The organism is Rubritalea tangerina (genome assembly GCF_042683245.1).
In the GTDB taxonomy this organism is placed as follows: domain Bacteria; phylum Verrucomicrobiota; class Verrucomicrobiia; order Verrucomicrobiales; family Akkermansiaceae; genus Rubritalea; species Rubritalea tangerina.
Genome location: NZ_JBHUJB010000043.1, coordinates 1 through 18,886, shown reverse-complemented (window position 1 = coordinate 18,886; position 18,886 = coordinate 1). Strand labels below are relative to the sequence as shown.

Sequence of the window (18,886 nt, the reverse complement as noted above, 5' to 3'; positions counted from 1 at the left end):
ATACGGAATAATATCGAGCCCCTTTCACACTGCCGATGAAGAAACACCATAACGTTCCAGCATCGGGTGAAATGTGAACCTAAAAATCATTTGTCGTTCCCTAGCTTAGTGCCCGACTAAAGAACACATCCGACACCATGTCAGACCAACAGAAACCAAAGCAAGGTAACGGCCAAAATCGCCGTCCGCGACGTAACAACAATAATAATAACAACAATAATAATAACAACAACCGCAATCGCAACCGCAACAGGAACCGCAATCGCAACAACCGCCCCCCAAAACCACTCAAACTCACCTTGTGGCAGAAAATCCTCAAGGCTCTCGGCCTCTTCGATGAAGAGAAAGCCCGTAAACAACAGCGCGATCAACAACGCAGCCAAAAAGGTGGCCAAAGCAAAGCCACTCCTAAAAGTAATGTCCGCAATGCCAAATCAGGTGGCAATAAACAGCGTAGATCCCCACAGCCAGTGCCTGTGGAGTCTGCTCGCCTCTACGTAGGAAACCTCTCCTACGACGCCACAGAATACGACCTTGAAGACCTCTTCAAAGGCGTGGGTACAGTTAAGAAAGTAGAAATCATCTACAACCGTAACACCCACAAATCAAAAGGCTACGGCTTCATTCAAATGCTCAACACCGATGAGGCAAAGCGTGCTGTCGAAGTATTGCACGACCAACCCTTCATGGGGCGCCAACTTGTAGTCAATGGCTCCAAGTCACGCAAAGATGGCGATACACCAGCTACGGATGAAACCAGCGAAGCCGCTGAATAATCCACCCCACAGTATCAACAAGACCGGCCCCAAGGTAACAACACCTTGGGGCCTTTTTTGTCCACCTATAGAAAGATCGATCTCGACATCGATTGCCATTCGGCACACACCTCTCCAATCGTCACCACAGCCCGAGAAGCTTCCAACCATAGACATGCCCGACCCAATTTACATATGCGGCCCCACCGCCTCTGGAAAATCCAGCCTCGCCATTGCTCTTGCAAAAGCAATTGATGGAGAAATCGTCAATGGCGACGCCTATCAAGTCTACAGTGGTCTGGAAACTCTCTCCGCGGCACCAAGCACCGAGGAACTATCTCAAGCTCCTCACCACCTCTTCTCTATCCTAGAAACTAGCGAAGAGTTTGATGCCCAACGCTACCGCAATCTCGCTCTCCCCATCATTCGAGACATTCAATCCCGTAACAAGCCCCCTATTATCGTTGGAGGCTCTGGCATGTACCTCAAATTCCTGACCCACGGCCCATCACCAGTCCCCCCATCAGAACCTAAACTCAGGGCAGAACTCGAAACGCGAAGTGACGCAGACCTCATCGCCGAGCTCAAAACCCTCGACCCAGAAGGTGCCGCCATCACCAACCTCCAAAACCGTCGCTACCTCATTCGAGCTCTCGAAATCTGCCTCCTCTCAGGACAAAAAATGTCCGAAATCAAAAACGACTGGAAAAATACCAGCTCCGAGATCGAACAAAACCTCCGAGGTGCCATCATCCAGTGGCAAGCCGGACCACTACGTCATAGAATTGCTCAACGGACAAAACGCATGCTCGCTCAGGGGGCCATCGAGGAAGTCCAAGCTGCCACAAACCTCTCAAGCACATGCGAAAAAGCCATCGGTGTCCCTCAAATCCGTGACTACCTCGCAGGAAAAAATGACCTCAAACGATGCGAAGAAAAAATCTTCTTTGCTACCTGCCAGTACGCAAAACGCCAACGCACATGGTTCAAAAAAGAATCCTGGCTCACCCCACTTCAGTACGACAACACGACCAAACCCGAGCAAGTAGCCGCAATGCTGGCACTCGCACTCAATCAATAAACCTTTGCGTCATGTGCCTGAGTTGGTAGCAGCTAAAATTCCTGCGCACAAACCATGCGCCCCATTCCCTAGAACCCTTCCAGCACTAGTTTACCCCGCGTCCTACCACTCTCAATGGCTGCATGCGCCTTTTTTAAAGTCGCCGCATCAATCTTTCCAAGCACTTCAGTCACGGTCGATTGCACCTTCCCAGCATCTACAAGCTCAGCTAATTTATTTAATAATGCTGCCTGCTTTGCCATGTCGGGAGTCTCAAACAACGAACGGGTGAACATCAATTCCCAGTGCAATGAAATTGCCTTCAACTTCAATGGCATCACATCTAGCGCTTCTGGATCATCAATCAGTCCAAACCGCCCTTGGGGCGCTATCAATTCCACAATATCAGGAAAATGGTAAGCCGTGTGGTTCGTAGAAAATACATACCCTGGAGCCCCTATACCCAGAGCTTTAACCTGTGGAGCCATCGCCTCACGATGATCAATCACATAATGAGCACCACATTGCTCAACCCACGCTCGTGTCTCAGGCCGTGACGCAGTCGCAATAACCTTGAGATCCGTCAACGCACGAAGCAATTGAATCGTAATCGAACCAACACCACCTGCTCCCCCCACTACCAGAATACAATCCCCACCCTCAGCCGTTGGCCTCTCCACTTCCAATCGATCAAATAACATCTCCCAAGCCGTAATGGCCGTCAGAGGAAGGGCCGCTGCTGCACTAAAGTCCAAGGACTTTGGCATCCCCCCGACAATCCTCTCATCCACAAGATGGTATTCGCTATTCGTGCCTGGCCTCGCTATAGAGCCAGCATGAAAAACTCGGTCACCAACTGCAAAATTTTCAACTTGCGCTCCAATTGCTTCCACCACTCCTGCCGCATCAAAACCAAGAATGCGCATGCCATCCCCTTCTGGGTCTCTGCCACCACGCAACTTCACATCCACAGGATTGACCGAAACCGCTTCCACCCGCACCAAAATATCACGCCCACTCACCTCAGGCCGCTCGATTTCCACATTAATTAATGCATCATCACGTGTAATGCTGCCCGCCTGTCTGTATCCAATTGCTTTCATTCTTATTCAATCACTTCACTCTTCATCACCCCAACATAGGGCAAATTGCGAAACCGTCCCCGGTAATCTAAGCCATAACCAATCACAAATTCATCCTCGATATCAAAAGCCTTGTAGTCCGCCTCACATTCCACATCTCTCACTTTGAGCTTGTTTAACAACACACACCCCCGGACCTCACGCGCCCCCAATTCCCCCAAACGATCAATCACCGCACGCATCGTCAACCCCGTGTCCAAAATGTCATCCAGTACCAATACCTTCTTCCCACCCACCTCCGGTAACTTCGCATCTAAAAATTCTACCTTTCCACTCGATTTAATGTCCCCATGGTAACTCGCCACGTTCAAACACTCCACCGTCATCGGTACTGGTAACCTCCGACACATATCCGCCGCAAATACCAAGGCCCCCTTTAGCAAAATAACCACCACAATCTCCTCATCCGCAAAATCAATAAGCACCTTCTGAGCCAAAACATCCAACCGCATACGAATCTCTTCCTCAGTGATCAATATCTTCTCCACATCTCGGTGCATACCATCACTTATACCTAACAAGTCGAGTTCAGCAACTCTCATCGTCCACGTGATCACACACCTCGCAATCATTAGCCTTCCTTATACTTTATTTAGACTTAGAATTATTCTAAAAAAGACTTGAACCACACTCAGGCGAGGCTAGCTTCCCTCAGCACTATGAGTGAAAACGCACACACCCTCAACATTCCCGGACTGCGCATGACAAAACAGCGCAAGGAAGTCTACCGCGTGCTCATGGAAAACCGCGACCACCCCACCGCCGCCGAAGTCTACGAGCGCGTCAAAAAAAGCACTCCCGGCATCTCACTCGCCACCGTCTATAACTGCCTCGAAACACTCGTCGAACACCACGCCGTACGACAAGTGAATTTTGAACGCGAATCTTCTCGCTATTGTCCAAATCTTAGTGAACACGGTCACTTCCATGACGAAGCCACAGGCACCATCCTGGATGTCCAATTCAAAAAAGGTGTCCAACTCAGCGACTTCCTCGACCTCCCTGAAGGCGCACAAATTAACAACCTAGACATCACCCTCCGCGGCACCCTCCCCCAAAACTAATCACTTTCCGCGACCCAGTCGCGAAACTCCAACTTAACACATAACACCTAAAACAACACAACCATGTCCATCATCATCAAAGACCTTCACGCTAAGATCGGAGACACCGAGATTCTTAAAGGCCTCAACCTCGAAATCCCAAAAGGCGAAGTACACGCAATCATGGGACCAAACGGTGCTGGTAAGTCCACTCTCTCCAAGATCATCGCAGGTCACGAAGACTATGAAGTGACTTCCGGTTCCATCACTATGGATGGTGAAGACGTACTCGAAATGGAAGTCGATGAGCGCTCCCGCGCCGGCATCTTCCTCGCTTTCCAATACCCAATGGAAATCCCAGGTGTCTCCAACGCAAACTTTATCCGCGCTGCTCTCTCAGCTCGCCTTCCAGAGGGCCAAGAAATCGACGCCGTGGCCTACTATAAGGACCTCTACGAAAAAATGGATTCCCTCAGCATGGACCGCAAGTTCACCGCTCGTGCAGTCAACGAAGGCTTCTCAGGTGGTGAGAAAAAGCGCAATGAGATCCTTCAAATGATGATGCTCGATCCTAAATACGCTATCCTCGATGAAACCGACTCCGGCCTCGATATCGATGCCCTCAAAGTCGTTTCCGAAGGCGTCAACATGCTCCGTTCACCTGAGCGTGGATTCCTCGTCATCACCCACTACCAACGCCTCCTCAACTACATCAAACCTGATGTCGTCCACGTCCTCGCTGACGGTAAAATCGTCAAGACCGGCGGACCTGAGCTCGCTCTCGAACTCGAAGAAAAAGGCTACGACCACCTCTCACCAGCAGCAGTCTAAGCAAATGGCTGGGACGCTTTTCCCTAAGTGTCCGCAGTTATTAATCCTAACTCTACGAAGTATATGGAAATTTCAGATTCTACAATCGCTCCTGACATCGATCAGGAAACAGCTGACGCGATCGCAATCGACCGCGCTAAGGGCGACTTCCGTTTCCCTGAAAACCACAAGTTCGATGCTGGTTACGGTCTCAATAAAGACACCATCGACTACATCTCTGATGTCAAAAAAGAAAAGGACTGGATCCGCGAATTCCGCCACAAGGCGCTCGGTGTTTTCGAATCCAAGCCAATGCCTACCAACTGGGCTACCGATGACCTCAACAATATCGATTTCGATGCCATCCGCTACTACCTCTCCGATGGTGAACGCCCAAAGCGTAGCTGGGACGACGTGCCTGACGACGTAAAGGAAACATTCGAACGTCTCGGCATCCCTGAGCAAGAACGTGCATTCCTCGCAGGTGTGGAAGCACAGTTCGACTCCGAAGCAGCCTACTCCAACGTCAAAGAAGATCTCGAGAAGCAAGGCGTCATCTTCGTCAACTCCACAGAAGGTCTCCGCGAACACGAAGAAATCTTCCGCCCTTGGTTCGGTAAGGTCATCCCAACTGGCGACAACAAGTTCTCCGCACTCAACTCCGCAGTATTCTCTGGCGGCTCTTTCATCTACATCCCGAAAGGTGTGAAGCTTAAGCAGCCACTTCAGGCATACTTCCGTATCAACTCAGAAAACTTCGGTCAGTTCGAGCGCACGCTCATCATCGCGGACGAAGGCTCAGAAGTCATGTACATGGAAGGCTGTACCGCACCTCAGTTCGAAACATCCACACTCCACTCAGCAGTCGTTGAGCTCGTGGCAATGAAAGGCGCGAAGATCCAGTATGTAACCGTTCAAAACTGGTCATCTAACGTATTCAACCTCGTGACCAAGCGTGGCATGGCACACGAAGACGCAGAGATCCGCTGGATCGACTGTAACATCGGTTCCCGCCTCACAATGAAATACCCAGGTGTGGTCATGAAGGGCGAGCGCGCTCGTGGTGAAGTAATCTCCATCGCACTCGCTAACAACGGCCAACAACAAGACACTGGTGCGAAGATGATCCACGCGGCAAACAACACTACTTCCAACGTTGTTTCCAAGTCCATCTCCGTAGGTGAAGGTATCTCCACTTACCGCGGCCAAGTTCACATTCCAAAGCACCTCAAGGGCTGCAAGAACAACACCGAGTGTGACGCGCTTCTCATCAACACCAACTCACGTACCGACACCTACCCAGCAATCACTGTGCGCGGTAATCAGCACGTGACCCAGCACGAAGCATCTGTTTCTCAGGTTTCTGAAGACATGCTCTTCTACATGCAGCAGCGTGGCCTCTCCGAAGGTGAAGCAATGTCACTCGCTGTAAACGGCTTCGTCAACGACCTCGTACGCGAGTTCCCAATGGAATACTCGGTGGAACTCAAACGCCTCATCGACCTCGAAATGGAAGGCTCCGTCGGTTAATCCGCTAGTCGAGTTCTAAGTGAAAATGCGGCATAGCCACCTGACTCATCACTTAAAACTTAACACTTAATACTTAACACTTTCTATATGACTACAACTTTAGAAATTCCAAGCATCACTGCCGAGCAGCCACCAACACTTGCTGACGCTCCTCAGTGGTTCATCGACGCTCAGACCGCAGCTTGGCAAACCTACCTCGACACCCCTGCCCCTTCGCGCAAAGACGAGACATGGCGCTTCGGTGAGCTCAAGCAACTCAACTTCGAAGAGTTCGCTCCAGCTGCATTCGCTTCCTCAGAAGACATCGATGTCCAAATCTCTGGACTCGATGAAACATCCGCTCAGTTCATCTTTGCAAACGATTCACTCGTACACGCCGAAGCTGACCTACCAGATGGCGTGATCTGTCTTCCTCTCGAAGACGCACTCCAACAACACAGCGACCTCGTTGAGAAATACTTCATGAAGGGTGACACCAAGCTCGGCTCCGCCAAGTACGCGGCTCTCCATAAAGCTCACCTCACTAACGGCCTCTTCGTGTGGGTTCCAAAAGGTGTCGAAGTCGAAAAACCAATCGAAGTCTACCACATCGTTGCCGGCGAAAAGTGTGCCATCTTCCCCCACACACTCATCATCACCGAAGACAACGCGAAGGTAACCGTCGTTGACTACTTCAAGAACGCCAGCGATTCCTCCGGTCTCGTCATCGCCATGAACGACCTCATCGCTGGTAATGGATCCCAGCTCAACTACTCAGCCATCCAAGACCTCAACCTCGACTCCAAAATCGTTCAGATCAACAACACAGAAGTCGATCGCGATGCAAACGCAAAGGCATTCACTCTCAATGTCGGCGCAGCATGGGCACGCAATGAGTCGCTCTCCAAACTCAATGGACAAGGCTCAAACTCCGATATGCTCTCAGTCAATATTCCGACTGGCGAGCAGAAGTACGACCAGCGCACCTTCCAGCACCACGCAGCCCCTCATACAAACTCAGACCTACTCTACAAGAACACACTCTTCGGCAAGGCCAAGACTGTCTTCTCAGGTCTCATCAACGTGGACGAAGGCGCACACTACACTGATGCCTACCAAACATGCCGTAACCTCCTCATGGACGACACTACGGAAGCAAACTCAATGCCTGGTCTCCAGATCCATGCAGACCAAGTAAAGTGCTCACACGGCTCTACCTCCGCAGCAATCAGCGACGAGGAAATCTTCTACCTCCAAGCCCGCGGTATTCACCCGAAAAAAGCTCGCCAGCTCATCGCGCGTGGCTTCTCGGTTGAAGTCGTCGAACGCCTCGAGAATGAAGCTCTCGAAGCCCTCGCTCTTGGCTACATCGATGCCAAGTTCGATACAGTCGCCTAACGACTTCATTATATCTTATTTTCAAGGCAGGTTCTCTCTAGAGCCTGCCTTTTTCTTTACCCCCCTACCACACTTCTCACGTACTGAGCCCCTCTGTATTGTTAGAAATAAAATCATTTGCCACTTTAGGATATCGATGCGCTATGATACGCCGAGATTCCACCGCACAGTCTATGAGCAATAACGATACTTTCGACTTCTTTCACTCAGACCCACTCATCCGAGCACAAGACCTCCTTCAAGAGTCGCGGCCAAAAGACTCACATCTCAAAAAACGTTCGCTCGCAAAACGCTCTCTCGAAATCTCCTCACAATGCCTAGACGCCTGGCTTCTGCTCCTTTCAACCTACTCACAATTCCCCCAATCGCGTGACGCTTGTATCGAGGCCCTAACGATTGCCGAATCACTCTACCCAAGCCCAAGGCCGACCACTGACACCTATTCCCCTAACGAGCTTGCAATGTTAGAGATCTATAAACACCTTGGCACCCTCTACTACAATCAGGAAGACTATACTGAAGCAATCCAATGGCTCAAAAAAGGACTCGACCACGACCCTGCCGACCCACGTCAACTCCGGTCAGTCCTCGTGCTCTGCTACCTCTACGCAAACAAGCACGATGATGCCGAAAGACTCTGCCATCACGAGGCATTCGAAAAATCACTCTCCAGTAGAGTCAGCCAAGCATACCTCCACTTTCTCAAAGAACTTCCTGACTGGACTCCTGATCAAATGGACGAAATCCCCGAACTCCTCTTTGGTCGCAGCCTCTGGCAGTGGATGCATGAACGATCTAACAGCATGAAGCGCCACTTTCGTGCCATCAACCACGCTAACCCATTCTTCGCCGCATTCATGCTCAACCCCGAATGCCACGCCATCGAACTCCCCACCGATAGGCCAGCCAGGCATGCAGCAGAAGCTCTCGAGGTTGCCCAACTCCATCAAGCACTCTGGAGTGAAGAGGAACTCCCCATGAAATTGCTAGAAGAATACCCTTGGGAAAATCCAATCAAAAAAGAAATCATCGCTGCCGACAAACCACTCCTAAAGAAGACAATTAAACTTCTCGAATCCCACCGAGACCAAAGGCGGAGTGAAGCGGAACGTGCCCACCTAGAAGACCACTTCTATTAGCCAGCACTTAAGAGTGCCCAACAACTTCGCTGACGGGCTTAGCACGTCGGTGGATCGCCCGGACTACCACGCCATCCGCCGGCCCAAATAGCCAGGCTAACAAAAATAAACCGAGCCCCGCTACAACCACTGCCGCAGACTGGTTTCCATTCGTCCACACATGAATGTATATACCAATCAGCGACGATAAAAAGGCATGCAAACTCGCCAATATCAATATCGTCTTCAACTTGTGCGAGCATAGATACGCACTCGCTCCAGGTAAAATGAGTAACGCGATCACTAAAATCGCCCCCACAGCCTGAAATGCCGCCACTACCACCACTGACAAAAATGCCATCAAGGCATAGTGTACCACCATCGGCTTGTAACCAAATGAAGCCGCCAGCCCCGCGTCAAATGAACTGAGCATCAGCACCCTGTAAAAAACAACGATAATCACCATCGTCAATGCCGCAACTACCCCCATGGAAACCACTGGAGTCGGCACATCAAACCCCAGTAATGCCACTGTGTCGTAGTGCAAAATATCCCCCAAAGAACCTTCCACTACACATTGCTGATCAAGATGCACCTTGTCCAAATAGAGTGAGAGCATCACCACCCCCAAGGCAAATAACGATGTAAATGCTATGCCAATTGCTGAATCTTGCTTGATGCGCGTCCTTTGGTGAATCTGTTCAATCAACACTGTCACTAACAAGCCAGCAACCGCAGCCCCTATCAATAACCATGGAGATGCCAAATCTCCCACAAATAAGAAGGCCACAACAATACCAGGTAATACGCTATGGCTGATCGCATCACCAACCAATGACATCCTCCTGAGGACCAAAAATGTCCCTAGCTGAGCACAGGGCAAAGCTACTAAAAAACACATCAATGTGAGCCACACAGCCCCCATCCCAAATATCGCCCACGGTTGTTCCCAAATACTCACTTCTCTTCCTTATTCGATCCTTCTTTCGTGCTAAATGGAATGAGCTTCTTGGTGAAGGCTACGAGTTCATGGATAATTTCACCCGTACGCGTCCGTGGTGGTGCCTGCTCATCAACATTGATGCGCACCCTCACAGTCTTGAGTTTGGCTTTTTCTTCGTCCATTACTGTAGCTAAATGCCATAGCCCGTTTCTTCACTCTTTCCAACGACAGAATCCGCAGATCGTATCACACTCGGAATCGGCTTCCCGTGTGGATCAAATTCGGGGAAGTCCAAGTCACGCTCTAACTTCCTTACGGCCTCTGCCCCTAAAATATGCTCAATCTTCTCAGCGTCATCATGCACGTGGTCCGCTTCGTAATTTGCTAGATCAGTCAAATACAGCTCCCATAGACGGTGATTTCGTACAATTTCCGCCGCCCTACGCCAGCCAGAAGGAGTTAAATAAATAGCAGATCGATCTTCCTCCCAAGTCGCTTCCTCAGCATCCACCAATAACTTTCCTTGCCGCTGTGCTTCATCCAAGGTCGCACGCCGCACTTCGGCAAGACGCTCAACACTAATCCCAGAATCTACAAAATCATTCGCCTCAAGCACACGGTAAATAGCCTTGAGGATATTCTCGCGCTCGACACGCTTACGCTGTTGTAAATGACGCAGCAGCTTGGCCAGCACCCCATGCTTGGGTGCCAAGAAGTAGGTCACAGCAAACATCCCAGCCCCCACTAATGCGATCACTGGCCCCGGAGGCATTCCATTCACCTTGCTAGAAATATACCCACCTACCAAACAAGCAAAACACCCAAATCCTACCGCATACAGCATCATCCGGTGCATCCTGTCGCTCAATAAATACGCAGTCGCTGCCGGCGTAATCAGCATCGCCGAAACTAACACTACCCCCACTGCCTGCAGCGCCACCACCACCGTAAAGGTCAACAAACCAAAAAAGACAAAGTTCAACACCTTCACCGGGTAGCCCAAGCCCACAGCAAACCCCTCATCAAAGCTCAATACCTGAAAGGGACGCACCAGCGCTATCACAGCCACTACCACTAGTCCCGTCACTCCCCCCATCAAGGCTAGGTCAAGTCCACTAATCACAGCCAAATCGCCAAACAAAAAATCCTTAACCCCGCTCTGCTGCTGCGTCGAGTTCCACAAAATGCCTATGCCAAAAAACGATGCCAACACAATCCCCAAGGCCGCATCTGACTTCAACCGTGTCGACTTCTCCAACGCCCTCACAAATACCACCCCCAATAAGCCCGCAACCATTGCACACCCAAAGATCACAAAAATATTCCTCTCCTCACTCCACATAAAGCCAGCAACCACCCCAGGAAATACCGCATGAGAAAGGGCATCCCCCACCAAAGCGACACGCCGAACCACCACGTAACTCCCCAATAAACCACATGATACCCCCACCAGCAATGCTGCTAACATTGCCGACTGCATCACACTCAAAGATGCTAAATAATATGGAAAACCATCAGGCATCATGCTTTGCAGCAGGAGTTTTAGCGGCCTTCTCGGCCATCTCAGAAAGTACGGTAAGCTTACCTCCATACGTCTTGTGCAACAACTCAGGAGTGAAAATCTCACGCGTCTCGCCAAATGCCACCAAACGCATGTTCAATAACATCAGCATATCAAAATACTGTTGGGCTGATTGTAAATCGTGGTGCACCACAATCACCGTCTTGCCTTTCTCGCGCATTTCTTGAAGCAATTGGATGATCGCTCTCTCGGTAGCGGCATCCACCCCAGCAAAGGGCTCATCCATGAAATACAGATCACTGTCCTGTGCCAAAGCTCTTGCTAAGAAAACACGCTGCTGCTGCCCCCCACTCAGATTGCCAATCTGACGGTTGGCGTAGGGAAGCATCCCAACTTTGTCTAGTGCCTCACTCGCCACCATGCGTTCCTTTTTACCCACCCGTCGAAAAAGCCCCAGTTTCCCGTAGGTCCCCATCAGGGCGACGTCCATCACCGTCACAGGAAAATCCCAATCAACACTCTCACGCTGCGGCACATAACCGACCCGGTGTAGCATCTCCTTCAGAGGTTTTCCAAAAACCTTCACCCAACCACCAGAGCTGGGCACCACCCCCATGATCGATTTAATAAATGTCGACTTCCCAGCACCATTCGGTCCGATGATCCCAACCAAATTCCCCTCAGGTATCGCAACATCCACACCATAAAGCACCGGCCGCTTGTGATAAGTTACCGTCAAATCATGAGTTTCTAATGCTGGAATCGACATAGCCTCTGTCTGCTGTAAAAAAGAGAGAGTAGCAAGTCGTTAGTGACGATCCAATCGCCAAGCTGCACGGCCTGCTACTCTGACTTGTTACGAATTAAAATTTAACTGTAAAACCTGTGAAGGTATTGAAATCCTGAGCCGCATCGTTCAAGCCCACTACCGCACCCCAATCTAATTGAAGGAGGTCAGTCACGGCATAGGTCACACCTCCACTGGCGTGCGCCTGGTATTGGTGACCAAAAATCCCCAAATACTCTCCATACACACCCCATTTGTCAGTCAGGCTGTACCCTAAGACCGCTGTGTGAAGAAGACTTGAGTCGTAGTCATCATTCTCATCGTCATAGGCGTATTCCCACTCAAGTTGACAACCAAATCCCCACTTGTCATCGAGCTCGTACGCAAAGGGTAAAATGAAGCCACCCTCCCACTTGTCGTTAGAAAGCTCAGTCCCAGTCGGCACCTTGACGTAGGGAAATAAAGCCAAGGCTGACTTGCCTCCGTCATTTCCCCATACGTTGTATTTCAAACGAAAAGCCACATCGCCAAAACCATCAGTGATTTCACCCGCATTGTTTTCTTCCGTGTAAGGCGCAAAAACAAACTGTAAGTCCATGTTGTCCGTAAGACCGTACTTCAAGTTTGTTTCACCCCATGTCCAGGCCTGAAACTGGAAGTCTTTTGCATAATCAACCACACTCGTTTCAATCTGCCAGTGACCCTTGTCGACCGTGATCGGACTCTCAGTCGCGTCTGGCCTGTCTGCTGCCAAATCACGCAGTGCACTCGGCGTCGCTGTCGTCATTACCTCTCCAGCAAACGCATTCACAGCGCTGCCCATCAATATGTAGCTTGCTACCTTTTTCATAAATTCTCTCTATTAGAAAATGCCTTCTAAAACTTACTTGAGCCCATCAACCACTGTGTTGATGTTGTGCTTCTGCATGCCAATGTAGGTGCCGCGGTCATAGCTTTCGCCATGAAGCTCCACAACGTCCCCGGGCTCCCCCATGGCATCAGAAAAGAGCTCTTCCTGACTCAACTTTACCCCAGCCTTACTGGCTACTGTCTCAATCCCCTTCTTGTTGACACTAGATTCTGGGAAAATCATCTTCAACTGACGCTCCTTAATGAAGGTAATCAAATCCTGAACGTCCTTTACCCCTGACACATTCTCAGTAGATACCCCCTGCAATCCCTTGACCTCGAAGTCATAGGCCTTGGCAAAATAGAAAAAGGCATCGTGACTCGTCACTAAAACTCGCTGCTCTTTGGGAACCTCAGCAATACGCGCCTTTGACCAAGCCTTTAGCTCCAACAATTGCTTGCGGTACGCTTCACCACGCTTCTTAAACTCATCAGCGTGAGCTGGCGCTTCCTTGCTGAGCCCCTCTACAACCACATCAATAGTCTTTACCCACAACTCTGGATCTCCCCATACATGAGGATCTGCATAGGACTCAAACTCCTCTTCAGGCTGAATCAACTCCTCCTCGCTCATGTTCTTTGTCACAGCGTAAACGTCGCCCCCCTTTTCTGCACGCTTCTCTAAACCCTCTTGAACATGACCCTCTAGATGCAAGCCAGAGTAAAAAATCACATCCGCTGTGTTCATCGCAGCCACATCACTCGCTGTCTGCTCATAACTGTGTGGATCCACCCCAGCTTTCATCATCCCAATGACCTCCACCTTATCCCCACCAATGACTTGAACTAAATCAGTCACCATCGTCGAAGTGGTCACTGCGTTCACCTTCGCCTCATCCTGCCATATACTTACTTTCGAATTGCAGCTCGTTAGTGCCGCCATCCCCATCGCTATCGCGCCAATCTGAATTAACTTCATGCCGCTGCAATACCCACCACCTCATACCCAGTCAACCCCTATTTTAGGCTAGGCTAATTTTATCTATTTCAAATAAATTTATTCACCAAGACATCAGCTATACACCATAACAAAAAAAATACCCGACACCAAATACGGCATCGAGTATACTCATACGCACCCCTTAGGGTAAGCCAATCGTAATGAAACAATCTAGCGGGTCTTCGCAGGCTTCGCCTTCTTTGCTTTATCAAATTCTAAATACGTAATCCCTACCGCCTTGTTCGTTTTCGCATCGATTGTATCAACACGCATTTTTCGCAAGGTGTATTCCTTCCCAATACGCATCAAGTCCGTGACCTGAAATTGCTTGAGTGGCTTGCCTGCTGCATTGTAACCAACAAGCTTCATCATTGCCCCATACTTCTTGTGCACCCACACATAGACAATGCGGTATTTGCCAGAGGTCTTAGATGGGTTGATCAATCGCAACTTGTGGCACAACTGACCATTCACCTTCTCCTCACCCACCACAGTCGCATCCTTCCAATACAGAAAACGCATGCTCAAATCCTCATAACTAATATCTGTGCCATTGATATTCTCAGAGAGCTTTGCGTCGCTAAACGCTCTAGTCTTACCACCATTAATCTCAAACAACTTGAAATGGTCATCCTTCAATCGCATGTGAAATCGATTATCCCCCCCCTTCGTCCGATACAAAAACTGAATGTCTTCATTCCGCAAAAATAAACTCACCGGTGTGCGCTTACCATTCTTAGACATATTGCCATGCAAATCCTGCTGCGTCTGCAATGTCGCCGCATAGCGCGTCGTCGACAAAATCTTCTCCGCTTGCTCATCCGCTGCCACACCCATCGGTAACAGCATCGCTACACAACCACACAAGACTCGAACCATTGATACTTTCATGCTGGAAAAATAACACTTCATTATCTATCTGACGGCAAGTGCAATCTACTTATTCAAAGAATTTTGATAGATCACCTAACATCCTAATGATTTTTTTAAAAACAAAGCCACTCTAGACTTGAAGATTTTGAAGTTTCGACACCATCTTGCTCCTAAGCCGATCTAGCAACTTCACACTTTATGAGCCTGAGAACCCAACTCAACAACGTACTTCCTGACATTCTGCCAGCTTCACCCAAAGAAGCAATCAAAGGCACAGAACTTATCCGCCTCGTACGTATGCGCCTAGACGGCAACTACTCAGACGCATCACTGCGCTACCACTTCTCTATCATGTCCTGTGACCCAGGCTCCTCTATCGCCAAGGTAGAAAAAGGCCAGGGCTATTACCGTCGCACCGCCGCAGTACCCGCACTAGCCGGTGCTCAGGAACTTCTCTCCATGACCCAAGGACGCCTCGATGACCTTGGCTCTGACCAAGATGCCGTTGACCTTGCTCTTCTCCGCGTCAAAAAATTCCGCGCTATCATCCACCGCTGGTGTGAAATCAACGGCCGATCACCTTTCGTCTTTCGCGAGCCCTTTAATGCCAATGCCCCCATGGGAAACCTCTGGAAATTTCCCGAACTCATGCTCGTTGATTGGGAAGGCGCCGGAGAAGATGACTCCCTTAACGCCGTTCTCAAACTCAAAAATACGCTAAACCTCCCCCCATTTAGACTCTATGCTAGCCGACTTCGCATCCAGCCTAACATTCACACATTTCGTGAAGACTTCTTCCAAGCCTTGAGCGCCTCCGTTTGGGCCAATGGCGGTGAGCTTTTCTACGCAACGGCCATCGATGACGAAGCTCTCACCGATGCCTTCCGTAAACTCAATGCAACCTTCGGCGTCGGTGTCACCTCCTTCGGTCTGAGCCTCGAACAACTCGATGACCTCCCTCGCCCCGCTCACATCCTCAATGCCCACCCCAGAGAAACTGAAGCATTGATGGAACGACTCGAAGTCCATCGCGTTGCTGCTGCCCACACCCGACCACACCTCGATTGGGGCGCCCTCGATGCCATCCGCAACGACTCAGAAGAAGTCGACCAACTCTTTGCATGGCTCGCTGAATCACTCGAATCCGGAAATACCAAATCCTTCACCGAGTAAGCCCCCCACTATCAGAATTCCACACCGTAATTCTGCCCTCTCCATTCAGGCCTGCCCCTCTACAGACAGGATCCCTGAGATTCCATGTTTGACAAGCTTGGGGCAAAATCGCTATCACCTCTGAAACCTATTCTCACGCCCAACTGAGATTAGGCAATTTAGCGATGTCAGACTCACCTCGAGTGTGACCTTCCCTAAAAAGAAGAAATTTGTTACGATTTATTCTAAGAAATGCCTCCAGCTTAGAGTTAGTGCAGTGACCCATTTCTAAAATCCAACTATATACACTATACACCCATGAGCCTACACGCCCAACTTAGCCCTGAAGCGCAAGCCGCGCTCGCGGCTCAGAAAAGGAATTCTACTATCTCTTCTCTGATCATCGCCGTACTCTCCCTATTCTTGATTGGCCTGATTCTCTTCATCATCGCTTTGACTATCGAGGTGAAGAATCCGCCCGAAATTATCTCCTACTCCTCTGGACTCTCAGAAGAAGAAAATATTGATCGCCCTGAAATGACAAACCAGGTGGAGCGTAAACCTTCCTCCCCCTCATCTTCAATGGCAAAGGTTATTGCCAGCACCAGCGCATCACCTACCGCAGTACCTGTGCCAGATATCGAAATCACGGAACCATCACTCGACTTCGGTAATGGCGACGACTTCGGTGACGGTTGGGGCGACGGCGACGGCGACGGCTCAGGTGGCGGCGGCTTCGGCAACCTCCCCTCCTCCATGAAAAAGCGTTGCTCTAAAGCAGACCGCCTCGCTCGACTCAAAAAAGAAGGTGGCACACCTGAGTGTGAAGACGCCGTAGTCAAGGCCCTCCAATTCCTCCAGAAAACACAAAACAACGACGGATCTTGGCAGAAGAAACACCGCGTCGGCTACACCGGCCTCGCCCTCCTCGCCTACCTCGGTCACTGCGAAACTCCTACATCTCCAGAATTCGGCGCCACCGTTGAAAAAGCGATCGTTTATCTCGTCAATGTCGGTATGGCTAACAATGGTAAACTCGCGACCGACATGAATGACAAACACTGGCCATACGAGCACGGTATTGCCACCTACGCCCTCGCAGAAGCATACACCCTCTGTAGCAAACAAAACCTCAACCTTCCAAACCTCGATGAGGTCGTCTCCATGGCTGGCCAACAAATCATCACTTCACAGCACCAACGCACTGGCGGCTGGGACTACAACTATGACTACAGCGGTCCACGCGGCGGTGATAGCTCCATCGTCTGCTGGCAGCTTCAAGCTCTCAAAGCCTGTAAATACACCGGCATCGAAGGCTTCGAAAAACTCACCACAGTTTCACGCAAAGGCCTCGAATACCTCGAAAGCTGCCAAGCGAGTGATGGCGGCGTTCGCTACCAGCCAAATAACGGTAAGCCAACCATGACTGGTGGCTCAATCCTCTGCCACCAACAATGGGGTAAAGGCTCTCGCTCTACAGTGCGCGCTGGTCGTAAATTTATCGAAAAGAAAGTCACCTTCGGCTACGACACCGCAGAGTCCGACCTCTATGCCCACTACTACTATGGACAAGCCATGATGAACATCGGTGGGACCACTTGGAGAAACTACAACAAACTCTTCCGCGATGAAGTACTCGCTGCTCAAAACCCTGACGGCTCATTCAAAAGCCCAGGTGGAGGCAATGCCATCAATGGTACTGCAACTTCATTTGCCGGTGGCGGCTCCGCAGCACTGCACTACCGCACATGCTTAGCCACACTCATGTTGGAAGTCTACTACCGCTTCCTTCCAGGCTCCTCATCACGCTAAGCCACATCTTATTTCAATCAGCCACTCTCGTTTTAGCGGGAGTGGCTCTTTTTTTGCTCGTATCCAACCACACTAAACCTCAACTAACTTGAAATATCTAAACGTCCCATCAAACCAAACCTAATACGACTGAGAGATCGTCCTACTAAAAACAGATGAACGTTTCATATCTACAGATGGACACGCTCTTCAAGTTGTGTGTGCAGGCTCCAAATCGACCATTCAAGAGTGTCTGGGCCTTGGCTCTAAAACCTACTATGAAACGCCCTCTAACAGTAAAACTACCCACCCCATCATAAACTACGATCAAATTGAAAGAATGTTCCACAAAAAACCTAACAGAAATTATGACAACAAAGCGGAATAATAATCAAAAGTTGACGCAACTAAGCCGATGACAAAGTGATAATCTGACGCGATGACAATTCGGTTTTTAACAAGAACGAAGAAATCCTCTCTCGCATCACCATGTCAGAAGAGTTCAGACCGCTCTCTCCAGCCCACATCGTTGAGTTCATTCACAAACAATTAGATCGAGCAGGGTTGCCGCACAACACCTTCACAGAAGAAGCTATTCATATGATCAACAAAGTCAATGGAGGTAACCTCAGAGCCACCAAAAACCTCTGCATCGGCGGCATGGTGGAAGCCATAAGACATCAGACAAAGACGGTAGACACCAAGCACATCAACCTCGTGTTAGATCAACCACACTGGCAGAACAGCAACCGACTCGAAGGCATTGAACCCGTCGTCTTCACCAACCAACAACCCAAATACAAAGACAAAAACCTCAGCTAGAAAAAAGAGACTAAGCATTTTGGCGAAACGGAAGTTGGCTCTGCAGAGGTGCAACCAGCCGAGGGATAGCCAAACCCAACACGACTGAGTAATCCGTCGGAACAGCAACAGGAGAGCGTGTCACATCTACGGATGGACACGCTCTTCATGTTTATGTGTGTAGTATCAAAACGACCACTCAAGAGTGTCTGGGGTATGCCTCAAAAAAACCTACCAAGAAGCGTTCTCTAATCAAGAAGCTGCCAACCCATGCGCGTTCACTTAAGGAGCTGTAGTTTATCCATCAGCGACTTACGACTTCTTCGATCCATC

At 49.9% G+C, this 18,886-nt stretch carries 19 protein-coding genes; 10 read left to right on the top strand and 9 right to left on the bottom strand.

The features are described 5' to 3' along the window. Positions 1-137: 137 nt before the first annotated feature. Positions 138-776, top strand: coding sequence for an RNA recognition motif domain-containing protein (locus tag ACFSW8_RS10350; RefSeq protein ID WP_377178172.1), 639 nt, complete (start codon positions 138-140; stop codon positions 774-776). A 154-nt stretch (positions 777-930) separates the two neighbouring features. Next, positions 931-1,836 carry a tRNA (adenosine(37)-N6)-dimethylallyltransferase MiaA gene (gene miaA / locus ACFSW8_RS10345; RefSeq protein WP_377178170.1) on the top strand — a complete coding sequence of 302 codons (906 nt, stop codon included), beginning with the start codon at positions 931-933 and terminating at the stop codon, positions 1,834-1,836. A gap of 68 nt (positions 1,837-1,904) precedes the next feature. On the opposite strand, the gene ACFSW8_RS10340 is transcribed toward miaA, so the two are convergent. After that, the gene (locus tag ACFSW8_RS10340) at positions 1,905-2,918 is read right to left on the bottom strand and encodes a zinc-binding alcohol dehydrogenase family protein (RefSeq protein ID WP_377090831.1); all 1,014 of its coding nucleotides are present in this window, start codon (positions 2,916-2,918) and stop codon (positions 1,905-1,907) included. Positions 2,919-2,920: 2 nt separating this feature from the next. Then, positions 2,921-3,499, bottom strand: coding sequence for a hypoxanthine phosphoribosyltransferase (gene hpt, locus ACFSW8_RS10335; protein ID WP_377178168.1), 579 nt, complete (start codon positions 3,497-3,499; stop codon positions 2,921-2,923). A gap of 117 nt (positions 3,500-3,616) precedes the next feature. On the opposite strand from hpt, the gene ACFSW8_RS10330 reads away from it, so the two are divergent. From ACFSW8_RS10330 to ACFSW8_RS10310, 5 genes are all read left to right on the top strand, one after another. Further along, positions 3,617-4,021: a Fur family transcriptional regulator gene (locus ACFSW8_RS10330; RefSeq protein WP_377178166.1), complete on the top strand. Its 405-nt coding sequence runs from the start codon at positions 3,617-3,619 to the stop codon at positions 4,019-4,021. 63 nt (positions 4,022-4,084) lie between these two features. Next, a complete protein-coding gene (gene sufC / locus ACFSW8_RS10325) occupies positions 4,085-4,831 on the top strand; it encodes a Fe-S cluster assembly ATPase SufC (RefSeq protein WP_377090834.1) in 747 nt (248 codons plus the stop codon). A gap of 63 nt (positions 4,832-4,894) precedes the next feature. Next, entirely contained in the window at positions 4,895-6,340 is a 1,446-nt protein-coding gene (gene sufB / locus ACFSW8_RS10320) for a Fe-S cluster assembly protein SufB (protein WP_377091586.1), read from the top strand. A gap of 87 nt (positions 6,341-6,427) precedes the next feature. Next, entirely contained in the window at positions 6,428-7,717 is a 1,290-nt protein-coding gene (gene sufD, locus ACFSW8_RS10315) for a Fe-S cluster assembly protein SufD (protein ID WP_377090835.1), read from the top strand. A 143-nt stretch (positions 7,718-7,860) separates the two neighbouring features. Next, on the top strand, positions 7,861-8,856 hold the full coding sequence (locus ACFSW8_RS10310; protein ID WP_377090837.1) for a hypothetical protein: 996 nt from the start codon (positions 7,861-7,863) through the stop codon (positions 8,854-8,856). Between the two features lie 7 nt (positions 8,857-8,863). Here the strand turns inward: ACFSW8_RS10310 and ACFSW8_RS10305 are convergent, their stop codons facing one another. The 7 genes from ACFSW8_RS10305 to ACFSW8_RS10275 form a co-directional block, all read right to left on the bottom strand. After that, positions 8,864-9,736: a metal ABC transporter permease gene (locus tag ACFSW8_RS10305; RefSeq protein ID WP_417750631.1), complete on the bottom strand. Its 873-nt coding sequence runs from the start codon at positions 9,734-9,736 to the stop codon at positions 8,864-8,866. A gap of 56 nt (positions 9,737-9,792) precedes the next feature. Further along, entirely contained in the window at positions 9,793-9,960 is a 168-nt protein-coding gene (locus tag ACFSW8_RS10300) for a hypothetical protein (protein ID WP_377090839.1), read from the bottom strand. A gap of 8 nt (positions 9,961-9,968) precedes the next feature. Further along, positions 9,969-11,303, bottom strand: a complete 1,335-nt coding sequence (locus tag ACFSW8_RS10295; protein WP_377178164.1) for a metal ABC transporter permease — start codon at positions 11,301-11,303, stop codon at positions 9,969-9,971. Beyond that, complete coding sequence (locus tag ACFSW8_RS10290) at positions 11,293-12,069, bottom strand: metal ABC transporter ATP-binding protein (protein WP_377090841.1); 777 nt, start codon at positions 12,067-12,069, stop codon at positions 11,293-11,295. The genes ACFSW8_RS10295 and ACFSW8_RS10290 overlap by 11 nt, the downstream gene beginning before the upstream one ends. A 94-nt stretch (positions 12,070-12,163) precedes the next feature. After that, positions 12,164-12,937: a transporter gene (locus ACFSW8_RS10285; RefSeq protein WP_377090842.1), complete on the bottom strand. Its 774-nt coding sequence runs from the start codon at positions 12,935-12,937 to the stop codon at positions 12,164-12,166. Between the two features lie 33 nt (positions 12,938-12,970). After that, positions 12,971-13,915, bottom strand: coding sequence for a metal ABC transporter solute-binding protein, Zn/Mn family (locus ACFSW8_RS10280; RefSeq protein WP_377178162.1), 945 nt, complete (start codon positions 13,913-13,915; stop codon positions 12,971-12,973). A gap of 192 nt (positions 13,916-14,107) precedes the next feature. Continuing rightward, positions 14,108-14,827: an outer membrane lipoprotein-sorting protein gene (locus tag ACFSW8_RS10275; RefSeq protein WP_377090843.1), complete on the bottom strand. Its 720-nt coding sequence runs from the start codon at positions 14,825-14,827 to the stop codon at positions 14,108-14,110. Positions 14,828-15,007: 180 nt separating this feature from the next. Between ACFSW8_RS10275 and ACFSW8_RS10270 the strand changes: the two genes are divergently transcribed. The 3 genes from ACFSW8_RS10270 (at position 15,008) to ACFSW8_RS10260 (ending at position 18,574) form a co-directional block, all read left to right on the top strand. Further along, entirely contained in the window at positions 15,008-15,982 is a 975-nt protein-coding gene (locus ACFSW8_RS10270) for a hypothetical protein (protein ID WP_377090844.1), read from the top strand. 297 nt (positions 15,983-16,279) lie between these two features. After that, positions 16,280-17,773 carry a prenyltransferase/squalene oxidase repeat-containing protein gene (locus ACFSW8_RS10265; protein WP_377090846.1) on the top strand — a complete coding sequence of 498 codons (1,494 nt, stop codon included), beginning with the start codon at positions 16,280-16,282 and terminating at the stop codon, positions 17,771-17,773. Positions 17,774-18,241: 468 nt separating this feature from the next. Further along, complete coding sequence (locus ACFSW8_RS10260) at positions 18,242-18,574, top strand: hypothetical protein (RefSeq protein ID WP_377090848.1); 333 nt, start codon at positions 18,242-18,244, stop codon at positions 18,572-18,574. Positions 18,575-18,886 lie beyond the last annotated feature (312 nt).